The sequence below is a fragment of the Allopseudospirillum japonicum genome (assembly GCF_900108915.1).
Classification (GTDB): Bacteria; Pseudomonadota; Gammaproteobacteria; order Pseudomonadales; family Halomonadaceae; genus Pseudospirillum; species Pseudospirillum japonicum.
Genome location: NZ_FNYH01000003.1, coordinates 68,664 through 86,371, shown reverse-complemented (window position 1 = coordinate 86,371; position 17,708 = coordinate 68,664). Strand labels below are relative to the sequence as shown.

General features: G+C 46.9%; 13 protein-coding genes. 5 read left to right on the top strand and 8 right to left on the bottom strand.

All coding sequences use genetic code 11. The annotated features are described in order from the left end of the window. Window positions 1-90: 90 nt before the first annotated feature. On the bottom strand, window positions 91-2,700 hold the full coding sequence (locus BMX05_RS04255; protein WP_093308732.1) for a beta strand repeat-containing protein: 2,610 nt from the start codon (window positions 2,698-2,700) through the stop codon (window positions 91-93). A gap of 143 nt (window positions 2,701-2,843) precedes the next feature. Beyond that, window positions 2,844-4,142, bottom strand: a complete 1,299-nt coding sequence (locus tag BMX05_RS04250) for a DUF4214 domain-containing protein (RefSeq protein ID WP_093308731.1) — start codon at window positions 4,140-4,142, stop codon at window positions 2,844-2,846. A 462-nt stretch (window positions 4,143-4,604) separates the two neighbouring features. Here BMX05_RS04250 and rapA point away from each other — a divergent pair, with 462 nt between their 5' ends. Beyond that, on the top strand, window positions 4,605-7,535 hold the full coding sequence (gene rapA, locus BMX05_RS04245) for an RNA polymerase-associated protein RapA (protein ID WP_093308730.1): 2,931 nt from the start codon (window positions 4,605-4,607) through the stop codon (window positions 7,533-7,535). Between the two features lie 67 nt (window positions 7,536-7,602). On the opposite strand, the gene BMX05_RS04240 is transcribed toward rapA, so the two are convergent. Both BMX05_RS04240 and tal read right to left on the bottom strand, forming a co-directional pair. Next, window positions 7,603-8,091, bottom strand: coding sequence for a glutathione peroxidase (locus BMX05_RS04240; protein WP_093308729.1), 489 nt, complete (start codon window positions 8,089-8,091; stop codon window positions 7,603-7,605). A 171-nt stretch (window positions 8,092-8,262) separates the two neighbouring features. Further along, entirely contained in the window at window positions 8,263-9,219 is a 957-nt protein-coding gene (gene tal, locus BMX05_RS04235) for a transaldolase (RefSeq protein ID WP_093308728.1), read from the bottom strand. A gap of 107 nt (window positions 9,220-9,326) precedes the next feature. Here tal and BMX05_RS12465 point away from each other — a divergent pair, with 107 nt between their 5' ends. The 3 genes from BMX05_RS12465 (at window position 9,327) to BMX05_RS04225 (ending at window position 11,457) form a co-directional block, all read left to right on the top strand. Further along, window positions 9,327-9,497, top strand: a complete 171-nt coding sequence (locus BMX05_RS12465) for a hypothetical protein (RefSeq protein ID WP_177166791.1) — start codon at window positions 9,327-9,329, stop codon at window positions 9,495-9,497. Window positions 9,498-9,527: 30 nt separating this feature from the next. Next, window positions 9,528-10,229 (top strand): fumarylacetoacetate hydrolase family protein, encoded by a 702-nt coding sequence (locus BMX05_RS04230; RefSeq protein WP_093308727.1) that lies wholly within the window; start codon window positions 9,528-9,530, stop codon window positions 10,227-10,229. 97 nt (window positions 10,230-10,326) lie between these two features. Further along, window positions 10,327-11,457 (top strand): HD-GYP domain-containing protein, encoded by a 1,131-nt coding sequence (locus BMX05_RS04225; protein ID WP_177166790.1) that lies wholly within the window; start codon window positions 10,327-10,329, stop codon window positions 11,455-11,457. Window positions 11,458-11,507: 50 nt separating this feature from the next. On the opposite strand, the gene BMX05_RS04220 is transcribed toward BMX05_RS04225, so the two are convergent. Together BMX05_RS04220 and rseP are read right to left on the bottom strand one after the other, a co-directional pair. Then, complete coding sequence (locus BMX05_RS04220; protein ID WP_093308725.1) at window positions 11,508-13,115, bottom strand: methyl-accepting chemotaxis protein; 1,608 nt, start codon at window positions 13,113-13,115, stop codon at window positions 11,508-11,510. 232 nt (window positions 13,116-13,347) lie between these two features. Further along, window positions 13,348-14,697, bottom strand: coding sequence for an RIP metalloprotease RseP (gene rseP / locus BMX05_RS04215; protein WP_093308724.1), 1,350 nt, complete (start codon window positions 14,695-14,697; stop codon window positions 13,348-13,350). 405 nt (window positions 14,698-15,102) lie between these two features. Between rseP and BMX05_RS04210 the strand changes: the two genes are divergently transcribed. Further along, window positions 15,103-16,848, top strand: a complete 1,746-nt coding sequence (locus BMX05_RS04210) for a methyl-accepting chemotaxis protein (protein WP_093308723.1) — start codon at window positions 15,103-15,105, stop codon at window positions 16,846-16,848. Window positions 16,849-16,919: 71 nt separating this feature from the next. Here BMX05_RS04210 and BMX05_RS04205 read toward each other — a convergent pair whose 3' ends face one another. Together BMX05_RS04205 and BMX05_RS04200 are read right to left on the bottom strand one after the other, a co-directional pair. Next, on the bottom strand, window positions 16,920-17,165 hold the full coding sequence (locus BMX05_RS04205) for a hypothetical protein (protein WP_093308722.1): 246 nt from the start codon (window positions 17,163-17,165) through the stop codon (window positions 16,920-16,922). A gap of 11 nt (window positions 17,166-17,176) precedes the next feature. Continuing rightward, a complete protein-coding gene (locus BMX05_RS04200) occupies window positions 17,177-17,695 on the bottom strand; it encodes a 3'-5' exonuclease (protein ID WP_093308721.1) in 519 nt (172 codons plus the stop codon). Window positions 17,696-17,708: the final 13 nt, after the last annotated feature.

Below are 17,708 nucleotides of genomic sequence, written 5' to 3'. Positions count from 1 at the left end.
TTTTCAGCCAAAGATGAAAAAAGCCGCCTAGGAACAGGCCCTAAGCGGCTTAGATTAAACGCCTATTGATCTTAAAGGATTATTGCACCCTTAGATAAAGATAAAGTCATCAACAGTGACGTCAATATTACCGGTTAAGGTCACTGCAACTGCATCAAAGCCTGTTGTTGCCCCAAGGGCACCATCTTTGTCAAAGAGGGCATAAACAGTGGTTTCGTTATTTGTGCTGCTGTACTCAGTCCAGAAGAGAAGTTCATTAGCTCCAACAACACTATCAGCCGTGGCATCAGCTGTGCTTACCTGAGTCGCTTCTTTCTCAACAACTTCTAAGGTACCTGAAACAGCAGTTGCTAAATCAACACCAACAGCAGTATAGGCGTCTAGTAATTCACTCAGATCAATCTTATCTTCACCTTGGGTAAAGTCTTTGATTAAATCTGCTACACCGCTGATTGCTGTTGCGCTGACAGCTGCGTCAACACCAGCAGGTGTACCGGTCGCAACACCAGTTTTAGTTAATACAGTTAATCTAAAGATATCGTTACCTTCATCACCATAGAGGATATCTTCACCAACACCCCCAATAATGATGTCGTTACCAGCACCACCATAAATAGTGTCTACATCAGCAGAATTATCACCACCACCATAAATAGTGTCATTGCCATCATTACCATAGATGGTTACGCTACCAGTAGCGGCAGTGGCAATAATAGTTTCACCCGCATTAGAACCTTTAATCGAAGTGGTTGCAGCATTTGCAACAACGTTAAAGGCATCTAGGCCGGAGAAGCTTAGATTGCTATCGGTCAGATCGATGCTGCCATTATCGTCTTTAATCTCAACAGCAACATCCACTAGCTGGGTATTATTCGCACCCACAAAGTTGATGGTTTGATCATTGAGCAGATCATCATCAGTAAAGGTCAATTTCACATTGCCAGCAGTACCCGCAGCACCTTTAGCATCGAGTTTAACTTGATCAACATCAAAGTAAACTTGAGAGTCTACACCAGATTTGCCAATTGTAAACGCCGCGCTCATATCTGTACGGAATAAGACAGTATCTGTCCCTTCACCACCAATGATCGCGATGGATTCACCGGTACTATCAGCAATATTGGCAGTAGTCATCAGGACAGTATCATCACCGGCACCGCCCATCACAATAATCCCTTCATTGGCAGCAAGTGCACCCAGCTTGAAGGTATCGTTACCCGTACCACCAATCACAGAAGAAGATTCAGCGGTTGTTGCATTCGCTGCGTTTGCAACTGATTCAAAGGTGATATTGCCTGTATAAGTTGAGGCATTAACAGTTTGCGTGGCATCATTACCGACCGTAAAGGTCAAAGTCTTATCACCAAGAATATTTAAGGTATCCCCTGTGTCGGCAGTCAAAGTCACTTCTTGATTATCAGCACCTACCGTGTAGTTGACGATGCTAAAGGCAGTCACATTGATGTTGACATCTTCATCTGTACTATTTTCATTGGCAAAGGTAGAACCTAGATTCAAGGTACCCGTACCGTCAATGGTATCGCCTGAGTTTGCTTCTGTTAGCGTCAAGCTAGCGCCATCAGCGACCGTAATTTTAGTACCGATAGTAGAACCAACAAAAGTATCTGCATCAACTTTAGTGTAATCACCAGTGGCAGCCGCTGCCAATTGAACCGTTAAGCTACCAGAGCTTAGGTTATTGGTGACTTCATCATCACCTTCTACACCTTTGAGGGTGAGATCTTGATCGCCGGTCACAGTGATTTTATCAAAATCACTAGTAGCAGCTTCTAGGGTTAGGGTATTTGCAGCATTGGTGCTGTTTACTTCTAGGGATGCATTACCAGACGTTGCGGTATTGTTAATAGTGAGTGTATCACCATCAAGGACCAGTTTAGCGTCATCATCAACATTCAAGGTTTTGAGCTTGCTTGTATCTACATTAATCGCATATAGATCAGAAACATTCGTCAAAGTTGTTGAAGTAACACCGGTTTGGTTGGTCGTTAGATTCAAGGCTTGCAGGTTAGAAGCGTCATCTAAATCCAAAATAGAACCAAACTGCACTTCTGCATTGAAAGTCTCAATGTTAGTGATAGTTGGTTTGATGCTGTTACCCACTGGCAAGAGCGCATTGAGTACGTCCATATCTGTGGTGGAGGTATCAATCAGCTTGTCTGTCGTGTTTAAAGTACCAGATGCTGTAGCATCAAAAGTATCACTGCCGGAAGTACCTGATAGCGTATCTGCACCCGTTGTGAGCGTGAAGGTTTGACCTTCACCTGCATCGACTGTGCTATCACCTACAGTCGATTTATCAGTTGCATCTAAAGTCACGCTAGTAGCATCAAAGCTATCATCAACGGTAACACCGCCGACAGTCACTGCCAGGTTCGCAAGATCAAAATCTAATGCTGCAGAACCATCAGCAAAAGCCAAAGTGCCGGTATCGCCTACTGCTAAAATGATTTCGTTACCATCAGCATCAGTCAGGATCAGCGTATTACCACTTGCAGTCACTGTGTAGTCTGCAAGGTTACCCGCAACTTCGACACGGTCACCAGAACCTACAGAGAAATCGGCATCCACACCAGCAACGACTTTGATAGTTTCGTTCGCATTGGTACCGATAATATTTGCATCGAAAGGCAAAGTAATCGTTTGGTCTTCGCCACTTAAAACGAGTTTGTTCTTGGCCATGAACTTAAAACCTTCTTAGTTAAGTTGGATGAAGTGCTTCTATTTAAGAGATACGGCACTTTATCATAGGCGCACGTCTGCGCAAATCTTATTTAGGGTAAGAGAAAACCCTCTTACCCCAGTGATTAATCGCAAGCTAAAGCTTACGCGTACTCGATGGTGCCTACATTCTGTGCGAAAGTTGCGCCATTGATTGCAGAGTCGTTGGCTAAGCCAGTGAGGGTCACTTCTAACTCACCGACCAGCATTAACAATTCACCGTCACCGAAGGCGGTGTTGGTTACGTTAACATCACCTTCTACCACGCCATCAAGGAATTTGATCACGTCGTCTTCGCCGAAGCCGTCGATAGTGACAACTGCTGCTTTTTGTTCAAATTCAAAGATGAAAGCACCAGCAGAGGCATCGAACTCAGTGGTCAGCGCATCACCGTCGACAGTTTCAGGCGTGGTGTCGTCTGTAGTATCATCTGTGTTGGTGTCTGTGGTGTCATCTGTCGTGTCGTCTGTGATGACATCATCTGTGTTGGTATCTGTAGTATCGTCTGTGGTGTCGTCTGTGTTGGTATCGGTTGTGGTGTCTGTAGTGGTATCTGTGTTAGCAGAATCGCTACCGCCATCAGCAACGGCACCGTTTGAGTCGTTCACTGTGTTGTTGCCACCACCGAGGAAGTCATCAAACAAACCACCATCTGCATCATCTGTGGTGTCGTCTGTGTTGGTATCCGTAGTGGTGTCTGTGGTGGTATCTGTACCAGTAGATGTCAGTTCAGAAACAACCGCATCTAGGGTAGTACCAGCTAAATCAATACCGAGACCCGCTTCTAGACGCGCAACCGCATCGGCATCGCTCAAACCTAAAGCAGTAAACTCGCTGCTGGTAGCAAAAGAAGCCGCAACGGCTTTTGCATCTGCACCAGAGCCAACCCAGAATTTTACGCCGTCTGCATCGCCATCACGACCTAAGACTTCAGTGTAAAGTTTTTGAATCGGTGCAACTGAATTGGTGTACTCCGCAGAGCCAGCGAGTGCATCACGCACGCCTTGCTCGTTGATGGTGCCTGCATCAAATTGCGCAGCCCAGAAGCTTAAGCCGCTTGTGTCTGCATCACGATACAGAACTTCGTTGTACAAGCCATTGATTAAAGTTTCAGTTGCCGTCATCTGAGTTTCTCCTTGGTCACTGCTGGTGCTATCGTCGGAAGCGTTAGTGTCTTCGCTTGTTGTATCTGTCGTGCTATCTGTGGTATCCGTTTGGTTACCTAATAGCTCATCTAAAATGGTTTCAGAACCACCGGTCGCGCCTGTGCTGAGGCCGGTATCTGTGGTGACAGGTGTGCTGTCTGTGGTACTGGTATCTGTGGTGGTTGTGTCTGTGTTGTCAGTCGTACCTGTGACGCTGGCGTCACCGCTACCACCGATAAAATCATCTAATAATGCCATCCATTTTTCTCCGTAAATCAGCGCGAATAAAGCGGATCCAAGGTCTAAGGTGCGGTTACTTTATTCATCGCTTTGCTTGTCGCAGGCGTTTGATACTTTGCTAGTCGTACTTTACTTGGCTAAGAATGCGGATTTCAAAGCAAGTTATCAAGATGTAAGTTGTTTCAACTGGGTAACATACGCGACTATGATTACAGTTTCTCTACCTGTCGGCAAGTCACCCGTTCGCATTAGATTTGATATTTATCAAATTACTTTAGTCTTCAAGCGTGTTCGCGCGCGTTAATATACTTTAAGTACATCAAGAAGTCACCTAGTGGGTTGGGCTACTAATGGCAATCTCATACATCAAAATAACCCAACCTACTGGCTGCGCAAAAGCACGCCATTTTGTTCAAGCCGCACGACAAAATGAGTTACCATATTCTTTCTTGCATTTCCCGCCTGAAATTTGAGGTTATCATGTCGTCTGTTTTTGCCCCCGGACAACGCTGGATTAGTGATGCTGAGCAGGATCTTGGCTTAGGTTTAGTGCTTGCTGCTGATTTGCGTAGTGTCACTTTATTTTTCCCTGCAGCGGATGAAACACGCTGTTATTCAACGCAACATGCCCCTTTAACCCGTTTGTTATTTGCAGAGGGGGATGTGATTGAAAGCCATGCGGGTTGGCGCTTGCAGGTAGATGACCTTAAAGAAATTGACGGCCATGTGATTTATATCGGTGAAACCGAAGACGGCGATTGGCGCGAACTCCCTGAAGCCCAATTAAGCCATCGGCTACGTTTACAACAGGCTAAAGACCGCCTCTTAACCGGACAAGTCGACCGCAACTCTTGGTTTAACTTGCGCTATCTGACTTTAAGCCAACAAGAGCGCCTCCATCAAAGCCCAGTGCGTGGTTTGCGTGCCCCGCGTGTTGATCTAATTGCACACCAAATGTATATCGCGCACGAGGTGGGCAAACGTTTTGCCCCGCGTGTACTGTTAGCGGATGAGGTGGGCTTGGGTAAAACCATAGAAGCCGGCCTGATTTTACAGCAACAAAGGATTCAAGGGCGTTGCCAACGTGCACTTATTTTGGTACCAGAACCCCTATTGCATCAATGGCTTGTTGAGTTAATGCGGCGTTTTAACCTGCATTTTAGTTTGCTCGATGATGCCCATTGTGAGGCTTTGGAAGAAGAAGATCCGAGTTTAAATCCTTTTGAGCAAAGTCAGCTGGTCATTTGTGCACTGGATTGGCTGATTGATGATCCGGAACGTTTACAACAAGCAGAAAGCGCCACCTGGGATATGCTGATTGTCGATGAGGCGCATCATTTGCGTTGGACGCCAGACTATGCCAGCCCAGAATATTTAGGGGTACAAAGCTTAGCAGAACACAGCCGCGGCGTCCTCTTGTTAACGGCCACCCCAGAACAATTAGGCATTGAAAGCCATTTTGCCCGCCTGCGCTTACTCGATCCAGCACGTTATACAGATTTAGAGCGCTTTCGTGCTGAGGAAGCCGATTACCAAAGCATTGCCCAAGCGGTGCGTGCTTTATTGGAAGGGCAAAACTTATCTGCACAAGATCAAGCCTTGCTGCAAGCGAAGATTCACAGTGATGATAGCCAAGAATTATTAGCGACCTTGTGTCACCCGGAAACTAGCGCGGAACAGAAACAAAGTGCACGTACTCAACTGATTGAGCATTTGCTGGATCGTTACGGTACAGGGCGTGTGTTATTTCGCAACCGACGCGCACATGTACAAGGTTTTGCAGGGCGAACCCTGCTGACTTATCCACAAAGTATGCCTTCTGCCTATCAGGAGGTGTTACACCAGTTGGCACAGGATGAAACCGCGCAAGAACTGGTGGATGATGCCTGCAAAGCGAGTTGGCCTTTAAATGCGGCTTATCCAGAGCGTTTATATAGTTTACTGCAAGCGGAAGAGGCCGAACCTTGGTGGCAATTTGATCCAAGATTAAATTGGTTATTAGATTTTCTCTTGCAGGAACAAGATGAGAAAGTGCTGGTAATTTGTGCACATGCGCAAACCGCGATTGACCTGACCGAAGCCTTACGCATTCTGGGTGGTTTATATGTGCCTGTGTTCCATGAAGGCATGAGTATTATTGAGCGTGATAGTGCCGCCGCTTGGTTTGCCGATGACGAAGGTGCCCCTGCACTGATTTGTTCAGAGATAGGTTCGGAAGGACGCAACTTCCAGTTTGCACGCCACCTGGTGTTATTTGATTTGCCTTTGCATCCTGATCAATTAGAACAGCGTATCGGGCGCTTGGACCGTATCGGGCAAAAGCATCAAATCCAAGTGCATATTCCTTATTTGCAAGCCTCGTGGCAGCACGCTTTGCTCACTTGGTACGATCAGGGATTAGCTTGTATTCGCCAACCCAGTGCTGCCGCTGCCACCTTATGGCATCGTTATTTTGCTACCTTTTGTCAACGTCAAGAGCGAGCGCAAGCACTTGATGTCTTTTTACAAGAGGTTGCCCAAGCGCGCGAACACCTCACCGAAGAACTCGATCAAGGACGCAATACCTTGTTGGAGCTGAGCTCGAATCGGTCACATCTGGCACAACCTTTATTAGCTGCTTTGGCTGCAGAAGATAAAGACCCAGAATTGCGCGAGTATCTTGAGTTAGCTTTTGATGTCTTTGGCGTGGATAGCGACGATTTAGACGAGCACAGTCTGCATGTGCGCCCCGGTAAAGAAATGCAAGCCGATGCTTTTGCCAATATTCGTCATGATGAAGAAGGTTTTAGTCTGACTCTCTCGCGCCAACAAGCCTTAGCGCGCGAGGATCTGCAGTTTGTGACTTGGGAACATCCCCTGATCGAAAATTTTATGGAGCGTACCAGCAGCACCCAAATGGGCAATAGTGCGGTAGCTACGCTGAAAAACCCTAAAATTCCTGCGGGGACTTTGTTAGTCGAGTTGATCTATCGTGTGGCTTGTAGCGCTCCTAAAGCTTTGAATATCGAGAATTTTTTACCACCGACTGGGATACGTTTATTGCTTGACACCCAAGGACGCAATCTAGCGGCTAGTGTTTCTTTTAAAGGTTTAAGTCGCCAATTGGAATGGGTGAAAAAATCTGTCGCGCGTGAAGTGGTTAAAATGCGCGCGCCCATCTTGCGTGAGCTGATCGAACAAGGGGATAAGCTGGCCCAAGCGGAAATGCCTACCTTGGTGGAAAAAGCACAAACCCAAATGCATCAACAGCTAGAACAAGAAATTGCGCGTTTGCATGCTTTGCAGCAGATTAATACCTGTATCCGTGAAGAAGAAGTACAAGTGTTAAAAATTCGCCAGCAAGCCTTAGCAGAAGCCTTGAATCAAACCCAAGTACACCTAGATGCGATTCGGGTCATCGTCGCAGCCTAGGTAAAACCCAAACCGCCTAACCTTGTGATTGGACGGGCGGTTTTTTTATTGCCTTGGTTTACCGATACTAGCTTGCTTGTTCACTCAAAGCCTGCGCAATGGCTTGGCGTAGGCTGGGATCTTCAGGCGTAATTTGCGGATGAAAACGCGCGCGCCTGTGGCCTTGGACATCAATCAAAAACTTGGCGAAGTTCCATTCAATATCACCCGCAAAGGGCGAGCCTTCCCCCGCAAGCCATTCGTACAAGGGATGGCGATTACTGCCGTTTACTTCGGTTTTAGCCAACATAGGAAAGCTGATACCGTATTCTTGCGTACAAAACTGCTGAATTTGCGCCTCGCTGCCTGGCTCTTGGCCACCAAATTGATTGCAAGGCACACCTAACACAATCAAACCCGGATGTGTGTCATACAGGGTTTGTAGACCTTGGTATTGCGGGGTGAGGCCGCACTCGCTGGCGACATTCACGATCAGCACTGGGTATCCCGCCCATTGCGCAGCACTGATATCACGCCCATCAAGGGTACGTAAGATGAAATTATGCAGGATAGTCATAGCCTACCTTTTTTTATTGTTGTAAAAGTGTTGAGGAATCTGCCTGAGAAGGGTTATTTCAGTGTAACAGAAAGCGGGCCAAGCCTAGGAAGGAATTTGTTGCAGATGCCTTCGAAGTAATCCAAGACATCTGCACGAGCGCGCGTCAAAGCTTTTAAGTGAACAAAGCCTTTAAGCAAAGGTGCGCACTAGGAGGTTTTCTAATGTTTGTTGGTCCTGCATAAAGCGTCGAATACCATCAGCTAATTTTTCCGTTGCCATGGCATCTTCGTTGAGTTGCCAACGAAATTCAGCGGCATTGAGGGCGTCTTCGGGTGTTTGTGTACTTGCTTGTGGATGGAGTTGGCGTGTTAACTGGCCGGTATCTTCTGCTAAAGCTTGCAAGAGCTTGGGGCTAATGGTGAGACGATCACAGCCAGCTAAAGATTCGATCTGTCCTTGATTACGGAAACTCGCACCCATCACAATGGTGGAATAGCCGTGGGTTTTATAATATTGGTAAATTTTTTGGACCGACTGCACTCCAGGATCTTGCAAGCCGCTAAAATCTTGGGTTGGGTATTGCGCCTGATACCAATCCAAAATACGGCCCACAAAAGGTGAAATCAAGGTCACGCCCGCATCGGCACAGGCGCGTGCTTGCGCAAAACTAAATAATAAGGTGAGGTTGCAGCCAATCCCTTCTTTTTCCAGAATTTGCGCAGCTTGGATACCTTCCCAAGTAGCTGCTATTTTCACCAAGACCCTTTGAGTATCTCCCCCTAAACCTGCATATAAATCCAGCATCCGCCGTGCTTTTTCTACAGTAGCCCGAGTATCAAAAGAAAGGCGTGCACTCACTTCTGTAGAAACATAGCCCGGAATACTTTGCTGAATCGCACAACCCACACGCGCCGCTAAAATATCGACGGCCGCTTGGGCACGTGCCTCTGTTGGCATGGGTTGCTTGCCTGCATCTGCCCAAGCTTGTGCTAATAAAGCTTGGTTGTTGGGGTCTTGCGCGGCTTGCAAAATAAGCGAAGGGTTTGTTGTGGCATCTTGGGGTCGAAGTGCCTTAATCGCAGTAAAATCCCCAGTATCTGCGACCACAAGTGTCATTTGTTGTAATTGCTGGAGCTTATTGGCCACCTTGAAATACCTCAATGTTAAGGGTGCGTTCTGCGCTGCACAAAACTTGAGTATCTCGAGTTTTGCCAAGGAGCACAAGGCGCCAAAAGTACAAAGAATTGTTGAAAGTGAGTGAGATAAAAACCAGCGCCTTCCCCTATTCACAAGAACAGGACATCAGTACGCTGGTGGATGCAAGAAAAGCCTTTGCACAGTTTTCGCTTGTATCCACGCCCGTATTGGGTAAAGGTTTGTACAAAGAAAGGTTTGTGCAAAGTTTGCTCGCCTTGGCTGGATGATCCAAACACACTGATTTTTTTGGAGGACGTATGTCAGATGTCTCTTTTTTGCCTTACGCACAATGGATTAACCAAGAAACTTATCCACACCCGATTAGCAAAATTGTCTGTGTGGGGCGCAATTACGCCGCTCATGCACAAGAACTCAATAACCCGATTCCTAGCGAGCCTTTATTATTTTGTAAAACAGCGAACGCAGTGACTGCTTTACCTGGTGAGATTCGTTGGCCCCAAGGACGCGGGAGTTGTCATTTTGAAGGCGAGATCGCGCTGTTAATCGGCCAGAAGTTACAAGGCAACACGAGTTTAGAGCAAGCCAATCAAGCCATTATCGGTTTGGGTTTGGCGTTGGATCTCACCTTAAGACAGCGCCAAGATCAACTTAAGGCAGCAGGCCACCCGTGGGAAGTGGCGAAAACTTGGGATGCCAGTTGCCCTTTATCGCCTTTTATTCCTGTGACTGAGGATTTACGCTGGGATAAGCTCACTTTAGAAGTACGCATTAATGAACAAGTACGCCAGCAAGGGAGTAGTGAACACATGCTAACGCCTATTTTGTCGCTGGTGGCCTTTATTGCGCAGCATTTTACCTTGTATCCAGGTGATGTGGTTCTAACAGGAACGCCAGCAGGCGTCGGTGAGCTTCATCCGGGGGATCAAGTGGAGCTTAGGTTGAACTCTGCGCTACAGGTGAGTGCACAAGTTCCTCCCTTAAGTGAGGCTCGACTTTAGGGGTATGCGGAATTTCTTGGCGAGTATCTTGCTCTATAAAGAGTCACCAAGTGAAGATCTTTGCCCACTGGTTTAAAGTCATGCAAGGATGTATAGGATGCTAGCGCTACACAGTCTACTTGCTGAAATGAATGCACGTGAACACTTGCCCGATAAATTGTGTTACTTAGGGAAACGCCTGCGTAGTATGCATCCGCATATTGAGCGCTTTTCAGTAGCGATTTATGAACCGGAAACGGATCTGCTGAAAACCTTTTATTCTACCAGTGCCCCAAGCCGCGCTTTACGTGCGTATCAGGCGCCTTTGTCGATGTCACGTTCTTTGATGACCATCGCGCGTCAACGTCGTCCGCGCATTTTGCATGATCTTGGCCAGCTAGAAACAGAACGAACCCATACACAAAAGGTGAAGGAGCAGGGTTGGTGTAGTAGTTATACGGCACCTTTATTACACAATAAGGATTTTCTAGGCTTTGTATTTTTTAATTCTGGTAAGCGTCGTGCTTTTGTCGGTGCGACCTTGCAAACCCTTGAGCTAGCCTCTCAATTAATTGCCTTACTGATCCATCAAGAACGACTCGCGTTGCAAACCCTTGTCGCTGCGGTGCGTTCGGCTTTGCATATCACCAGTGATAGAGACCCTGAAACTGGAAGTCATCTGCAACGTATGGCGCATTACACGCGTTTGATTGCCTCTGATTTAAGTGCGCAAGGTGCGCTTAATGATCGTGAAGTGGAGCATCTCTACCTATTTGCACCCTTGCATGATCTGGGGAAAATTGCGATTCCTGATCGAATTTTGCACAAGCCTGCACGTTTAACCGAAGAAGAATTTGCCTTGATGCGTGAGCACACGACCAAGGGAGCGCAAATGGTGGATGCCATTGTGAAATTTCACCAATTAGATGCTTTGCCGAATATTCATCTACTGCGCCAAGTGGTTTACAGCCACCATGAAACCCTTGATGGCAAAGGGTATCCCCAAGGGTTAGTAGGCGATCAAGTGCCTTTGGCTGCGCGCATTATTAGTGTTGCAGATATTTTTGATGCTTTAACGACCGCGCGTCCCTATAAACAGGCTTGGTCTAATGCACAAGCCTTTGCTGAGCTAGAGCGTATGTTGGCTTTAGGCAAGCTGGATGCCCGTTGTATTCAAGCTTTGCACGATCATCCACAAGAAGTAGCACACATTCAGCAAACCTACCGTGATGATCAAAATACGTGTTAAACCTCGCCAGTTTAGTACGAGGAAGGACAATGCAACGATTCTTGAGGATATCAAGTTTTAAAACTTCCTACTTGTCCACGCAATGCCTCGGCTTGCTGGGCAAGTTCTAAGCTAGCTTGAGTAATATCCTGCGCGTGCTGGGCTGTCATGGCACTGAGTTGATTGAGGGTATCTACATTACGGTTAATTTCTTCTGTGGCATTCGATTGTTCTTCTACCGCGTTGGCAATTTGTTGATTCATTCCTGAAATACAATCAATGGCTTGGGTTACCTGAGATAAAACCCCGTGCATACTTTGCGCATCATCAACTGCCTCTTCTACCCAGGCGCGGCTTTGTTGCATCTTCTGCCAAGACAAATCACTCCGGTTGCGTAGCTCATCGATAATCCCTTGAATTTCCAAGGTGCTTTTTTGTGAATTTGCCGCCAACGTGCGTACCTCATCGGCGACCACGGCAAAACCGCGTCCATGTTCGCCAGCGCGGGCCGCTTCAATGGCCGCATTTAAAGCCAGTAAATTGGTTTGTTCGGCAATCCCGCTAATCACCTCTAATACAGTGCCTATTTTATCTGTGCCTTGTTTCAGTGCCTGCATTTGTTCACGGGTTTCATCCATGCTTGCCACTAGGGATTCTAGCTTGTGCATGGTTCTATCTAAGCGCCCTTGACCTGTTTGGGTGGCTTCACGAATTTCTAACGTACTGGTCACAGCTTCGCCGGCATTATGGGCAATTTCTTGCACACTGACGCTCATTTGCTCCATGGCGGCTGCTGCTTGTTCCGTTTCGCGTGCCTGTTCTGCATTATTTTCCGCACTTTGCGCAGTGAGTCGTGACAATTCTTCTGAGGCGGCACTGACGGTATCTGCTGACTGTCCTACGGCAATAACAAGTTCACGGATTTTCTCGACAAAGGCATTAAAAGCGCGTGCTAAATCGCCCAAGGTGCCTCTTTGATCACTCGGTAAGCGCGTGCTTAAATCACCTTCGCCTTGCGCCATAGTATTGAGCATGGCTACCACAGATTGAATGGGTACGACAATTGAATGCGCCACGAGACTAGATAAGATGGCCATCACAATAAATACCGGTCCCATGACCAATAAAATATCAATCAACTGCTGACGAAAAGCCGTATCTACATCATCTAGATAGACGCCGGTGGATATAATCAATCCCCAAGGTGCAAACACGCGACTGTAGCCAATTTTTTCTACCAGTTCTGAGTGCCCTTGTTTCGGGGCAAGGTAGGTGCTGGAATAGTCATGGCGGCCTTGTAGACCTTGCAAAATTTCCGGAATGATCTTTTGCCCTGAGCGGTGAATACTCGCTGCCTGGGTGCCTAACAAAGGATGCGCAAGAATTTCGCCTTGACGATTGATTGCCCAAAAATAATTGTCTCCCTCCTCTGAGCTAAAGGAGAGGGCGGTTAGACGTTGTAAAGCTTCTTCTTGGCTGCTGCCTTGCTGATGGGCATATTCTAAGGTGGAAAGTGCCAGTTCCATTAACTGCCCTAGCTTAAAACGTTTTTGCTCTAGCACGGCCTGATAAGTCAGATTAGCCGAATAAATAATCGCAAAAATTAAGGCTGAAAATGCGATTAATAACAGCCCTGTTAAACGTGCTTGTACGCCAAATCGTTTTGCTAACGCTTGCATTGCTGGCCTCTTTATCCAAAGATTTCAGTATAGATATGTCAGCACTGGCTAATTTTCCTATTGATTTGCATCCTTCCTGACTCTGGCACCTGTGCCGCTTTATTGTGCATAGGCGAAATGACATTTTAGTAAGCTTTCTATGACAGGCCTTTGACATACCCATAGACCAAAGCGAGGCATAAAAAAACCGACCCCTAGGAGTCGGTTAACATGGGTTACAGTTCACTGGGATTTATAAGCGCATCAAATCAAAATAGAAGGCCATTAACATTAAGCTGGCAAGGACAGCGAGTCCTAAACGGGATGCCGCTTCTTGTGTACGCTCTGATAAAGGACGGCCACCGCGTAGTGCTTCCACTAAATAAAAGGCTAAATGCCCACCATCCAGCACAGGAATAGGTAGTAGGTTTAACACGCCTAAACTAATACTCACATAGGCTAAAAAGCTGAGAAAGCTTTGTAAGCCATAGGTCGCGGATTCACTGGCAACTTTCGCAATGGTAATTGGGCCGGAGAGATTTTCTGGCGCAATCAAGCCGGTCAGCATTTTACCGATGGAAGCTAGGGTCAGCTGGCTCATTTCTACCGTTTTGGCCACAGCAGCGCCCAAGGCACCAAATAGTGAATAATCTAGGGTACGTTTTTGAGTCTCAAACGGTGCCACGCCTGCGCCAATATAACCAACGGAAACGCCTTCTTCTGTGGGCTTGCTCGCAGGAATCAAACTTAGGCTTTGCACCTGCTGATCACGCATGATTTCGACTTGCAATACTTGTCCCGCAGAAGCGCGGATAAGCTCAACAAATTGCGGCCAAGTTTCTACCTGAGTTTGATCAACAGAAAGAATATGGTCACCGACTTGTAAACCTGCTTGTGCCGCTGCACCCTGTGCTTGAATTTTTCCTAAAATTGCTGGAATAGGGGGTAAATCAGGCTGAATCCCCAAGCCAGCTAAAGGGTCTGGTTGGCTTTGATCCGCAAGCCAGCGTTGGACTTGGATTTGTACCTCTTGCGGAGCTTGGTCCGGATGACTTTGCACACTTAATGTTAACGGGCCGGTATGCCCAAGATGCGCAATTAATTTCAAGCTCACTTCTTGCCAGCTCGGCGTTGCCTCACCCTCAACGGCTAAAATCTCATCTTGTATCTGTAAGCCGGCTTGCGCTGCTGGGGAGTCAGGGATCACCTTACCTATCACTGGGGGTGTGACTTGAATCCCCTGTAAAAAAACTAACCAGTAAACAAAAATAGCTAACAAAAAATTAGCTAAAGGGCCTGCGGCCACAATCGCGATCCGTTTTCCCACGCTTTGGCGGTTAAAGGCTTGGGCTTGCAGTTCCACAGGCACAGGGGCTTCGCGTTCATCTAGCATACGCACATAGCCACCTAAAGGAATCGCGGCAAGGGTATATTCTGTGCCTTGCCGATCTTGGGTACGCCACAGCGGCTTACCAAAACCAACAGAAAAGCGCAAAACTTTGACACCGCAACGGCGAGCGACCCAAAAATGTCCGAATTCGTGAATGCTAATTAAAATGCCCAAGGTCACTATCAGGGCCAAAAGTGCTTGTATCCATTGCATAGGTCTTTACCTGTATTTGGGTTCTATTCCACTGGGGTCAAACACCCCGTCAAACCTGGATCTGTGATGGATGAAGTAAGATGTATCAAGAAAGAATCTGTTTTACCCATCAATACGTGATTCAGAATCAAGCGAACTAGGCTTGGTTCCCTACAGTGAGTTGTTGATAGGTGATCAAAGTCTGTTTGCTGAAAGTGTGCGGCATTATAGCTGAGTTATAAGCAGATAAGATCTTTGCTCATCAGATCAACCCAGCAACCTAGGTGTTATTGTACATATTTATATTTTTTTAGACTGATATTCATTTGTGCAAAATTAATAATTGCCGCTTTATCGGCAGGTCGCATAAAATCAATTGTCTGACATTTTGCGGTAATAAAAGTTAACAATAATAAAGGAGTGAGTATGTCTGGGGTACGGGTGCGTGCTATTTTTCTTGCTTTGATTGTTTTCTCGACACTTTTGTTATTACTGATTTTGGGGGCTTTAACCAAACTATCAAGTGCTTCCGACGAGCTGGCGGCGGCAAGTGCGAAACGCTACCAATCCTATTTATTGGCGGACATGCTCCGCCAAAGTTCAGATGATTTAACCCGTTTAGCACGTACTTATGTCGTTACTGGGGATGATAGCTACGAAAAACAATACTGGGATATTCTAGCAATTCGTAATGGTGAAAAGCCGATGCCTCAGGCTTATGAGCGGATTTACTGGGATTTTGTTGCTGCCGGTCAAAATCAACCTCGCCCATCGGGCCGCCAAGTTGCCCTCTTAGACTTGATGAAAGAAGCGGGATTTTCTGACGCTGAGTTTGCCAAGTTAAACCAAGCCAAAGCGAATTCTGATGGTTTAGTTAGGACAGAAACCATCGCGATGAAAGCAATGAAGGGCCTTTTTGCTGACGAAAATGGTGACTTTACCCGTCAAGGCCCGCCTGACCCCGAACTGGCACGACGTTTGATGCATGATCAAGCTTACCATCAAGAAAAAGCCAAAATTATGCAGCCGATTGATGCGTTTTTTGTCTTGCTTGACCAAAGAACCCAAGGTGCTGTTGATCAAGCGCTGGATGCCAAACAAACCGCTACCACTTGGGTATGGACAGCCTTGGCGATTAATCTGATCGGTTTGTCTGCGGGTCTTTTGTATAGTTATCGTTTATTAATCAAGATATTAGGTGATGAACCTCTGGCGGTGCTTAAGGTGGTCAAGCAAATTGCAACGGGGGATTTGCGCGCAACACAGCAACAAGTAACCACAGATAGTCTTTTGCATCATGTTTACCAGATGCAAACAGCTTTGCGTCACGCGGTTCACTTGATTCAACATAAGGCGCAAGAAGTTGAAGGCGCAAGTACAGAGCTTTCTTCAGCAACGGAACAAATCGGCGGTGCCGCCCAGCAGCAATCGCAATCTGCATCAAGTATGGCTGCGTCGATGGAAGAATTAAGCACCAGTATTGAGTATGTCTCAGAACAAGCCCAAGGGGTCAGTCAAAGCTCTACACATACGGCACAGCAAATCAATGAAGCGATAGCTGTGATTCAACGTTTAGATGATGAAATTAATAAGATTGCAGAATTGGCACAAGAATCTAGCCAAACGGTGGCCCAACTCGATGCCATGTCGGCGCAAATTGCTTCTGTGGTCAATATTATTCGCGATATTGCCGATCAAACGAATCTCTTAGCACTCAATGCTGCGATTGAAGCCGCGCGTGCTGGTGAACAAGGACGAGGGTTTGCGGTGGTTGCTGATGAAGTACGCAAGCTAGCTGAGCGTACCGCAAGTGCGACCTTAGAAATCCAAACCATGATTCAAAAAGTAACCCAGTGCGCCACACAAGCGAACCAGTTTACTCAGTCGCAAGCTGAACAGGTGCATACAGGCAGCCAGTTGGCACAAAATGCGCGTGATGTGATTGGTGATGTCACACAAAAATCCAGTCAGACAGCGACATCAATCCAAGCATTAAATGATTCGTTCCATGAACAAGCAGGCGTCAGCCAGCAACTTGCTTATCAAATAGAGCAAATTGCCCAAATGGCTGAACAAACTCACGCGGCAGTTAGCCAAATTGCGCAGGCGGCTAGAAATCTACGCGGCTTGTCTCACGAGATGCATCACTCTTCAATGCAGTTTCAAACTTAGCAAAAATCCGTCATCAACCCGTGCCTGTATTGGGCGAGGGTAGAAGGTGCCCTCGCTTGCTAGGAGATCACTTAAGCGTCTTCCTGGTCCTGTGCTTGATATTGCGCAAGACGTGCTTGACGTTCGGCATGGATTTTGGCGAGCTTTTTTGCTTGATACAAGCGTGCAATGGCAATTGCAAAAGCAATTAGCATCATCACCACTAACACCCAAGCTTGCCAATACAGGGTGTTTTCATCATAGGTACGCAAGCCCACAATGCATACCAAACCAATCAGCTGAGAAACTAACGCATAGGTTTTCAGTGAATCTAACATCTTAGCTGTCCTTATACTTGGTTACGGACATGGGCCGCACGCTTAAAAGTATGTTGTAGCATATGGGCATCTGAACTGGCACGGTGGCGGGTGATTTTGAGCTCTTGGATCACTTGGTGTTTCATTTGCCCCCAAGCTTGGGTTTGTTGCTCACTTAAAAGCTTGGTTAACGCATCGATTTTAAAGCCTTGTAACCTGTGTGCATGATAGAACAACAAGGCAATCCAGCTGCTATCAAATCCCCAGCTATCACTGTATACAGTTTGCCCGCGCAGCTCTTCGTTTAAAGCATCGGCCACTTGTGCCACGGGCAAACCCTCTTGCACCAGTTGGTTACGGCTAATGCCATGGATTTCTTGCGCGCTTGGGTCCCAGTGTTGCCAGTCTGGTTCAGGACGAATCAGCCAAGCCGCCAAGGAACCATCTGGACGAGCAATCCCAATTTCAATCGGGTAACTGCCTCGTCCAAAGCCAGAGGCTTCAACGTCGATAATGTAGGGCAAAGTGGTGCTGGGGCTTGAATCCGTCATAAGAATAAAAATA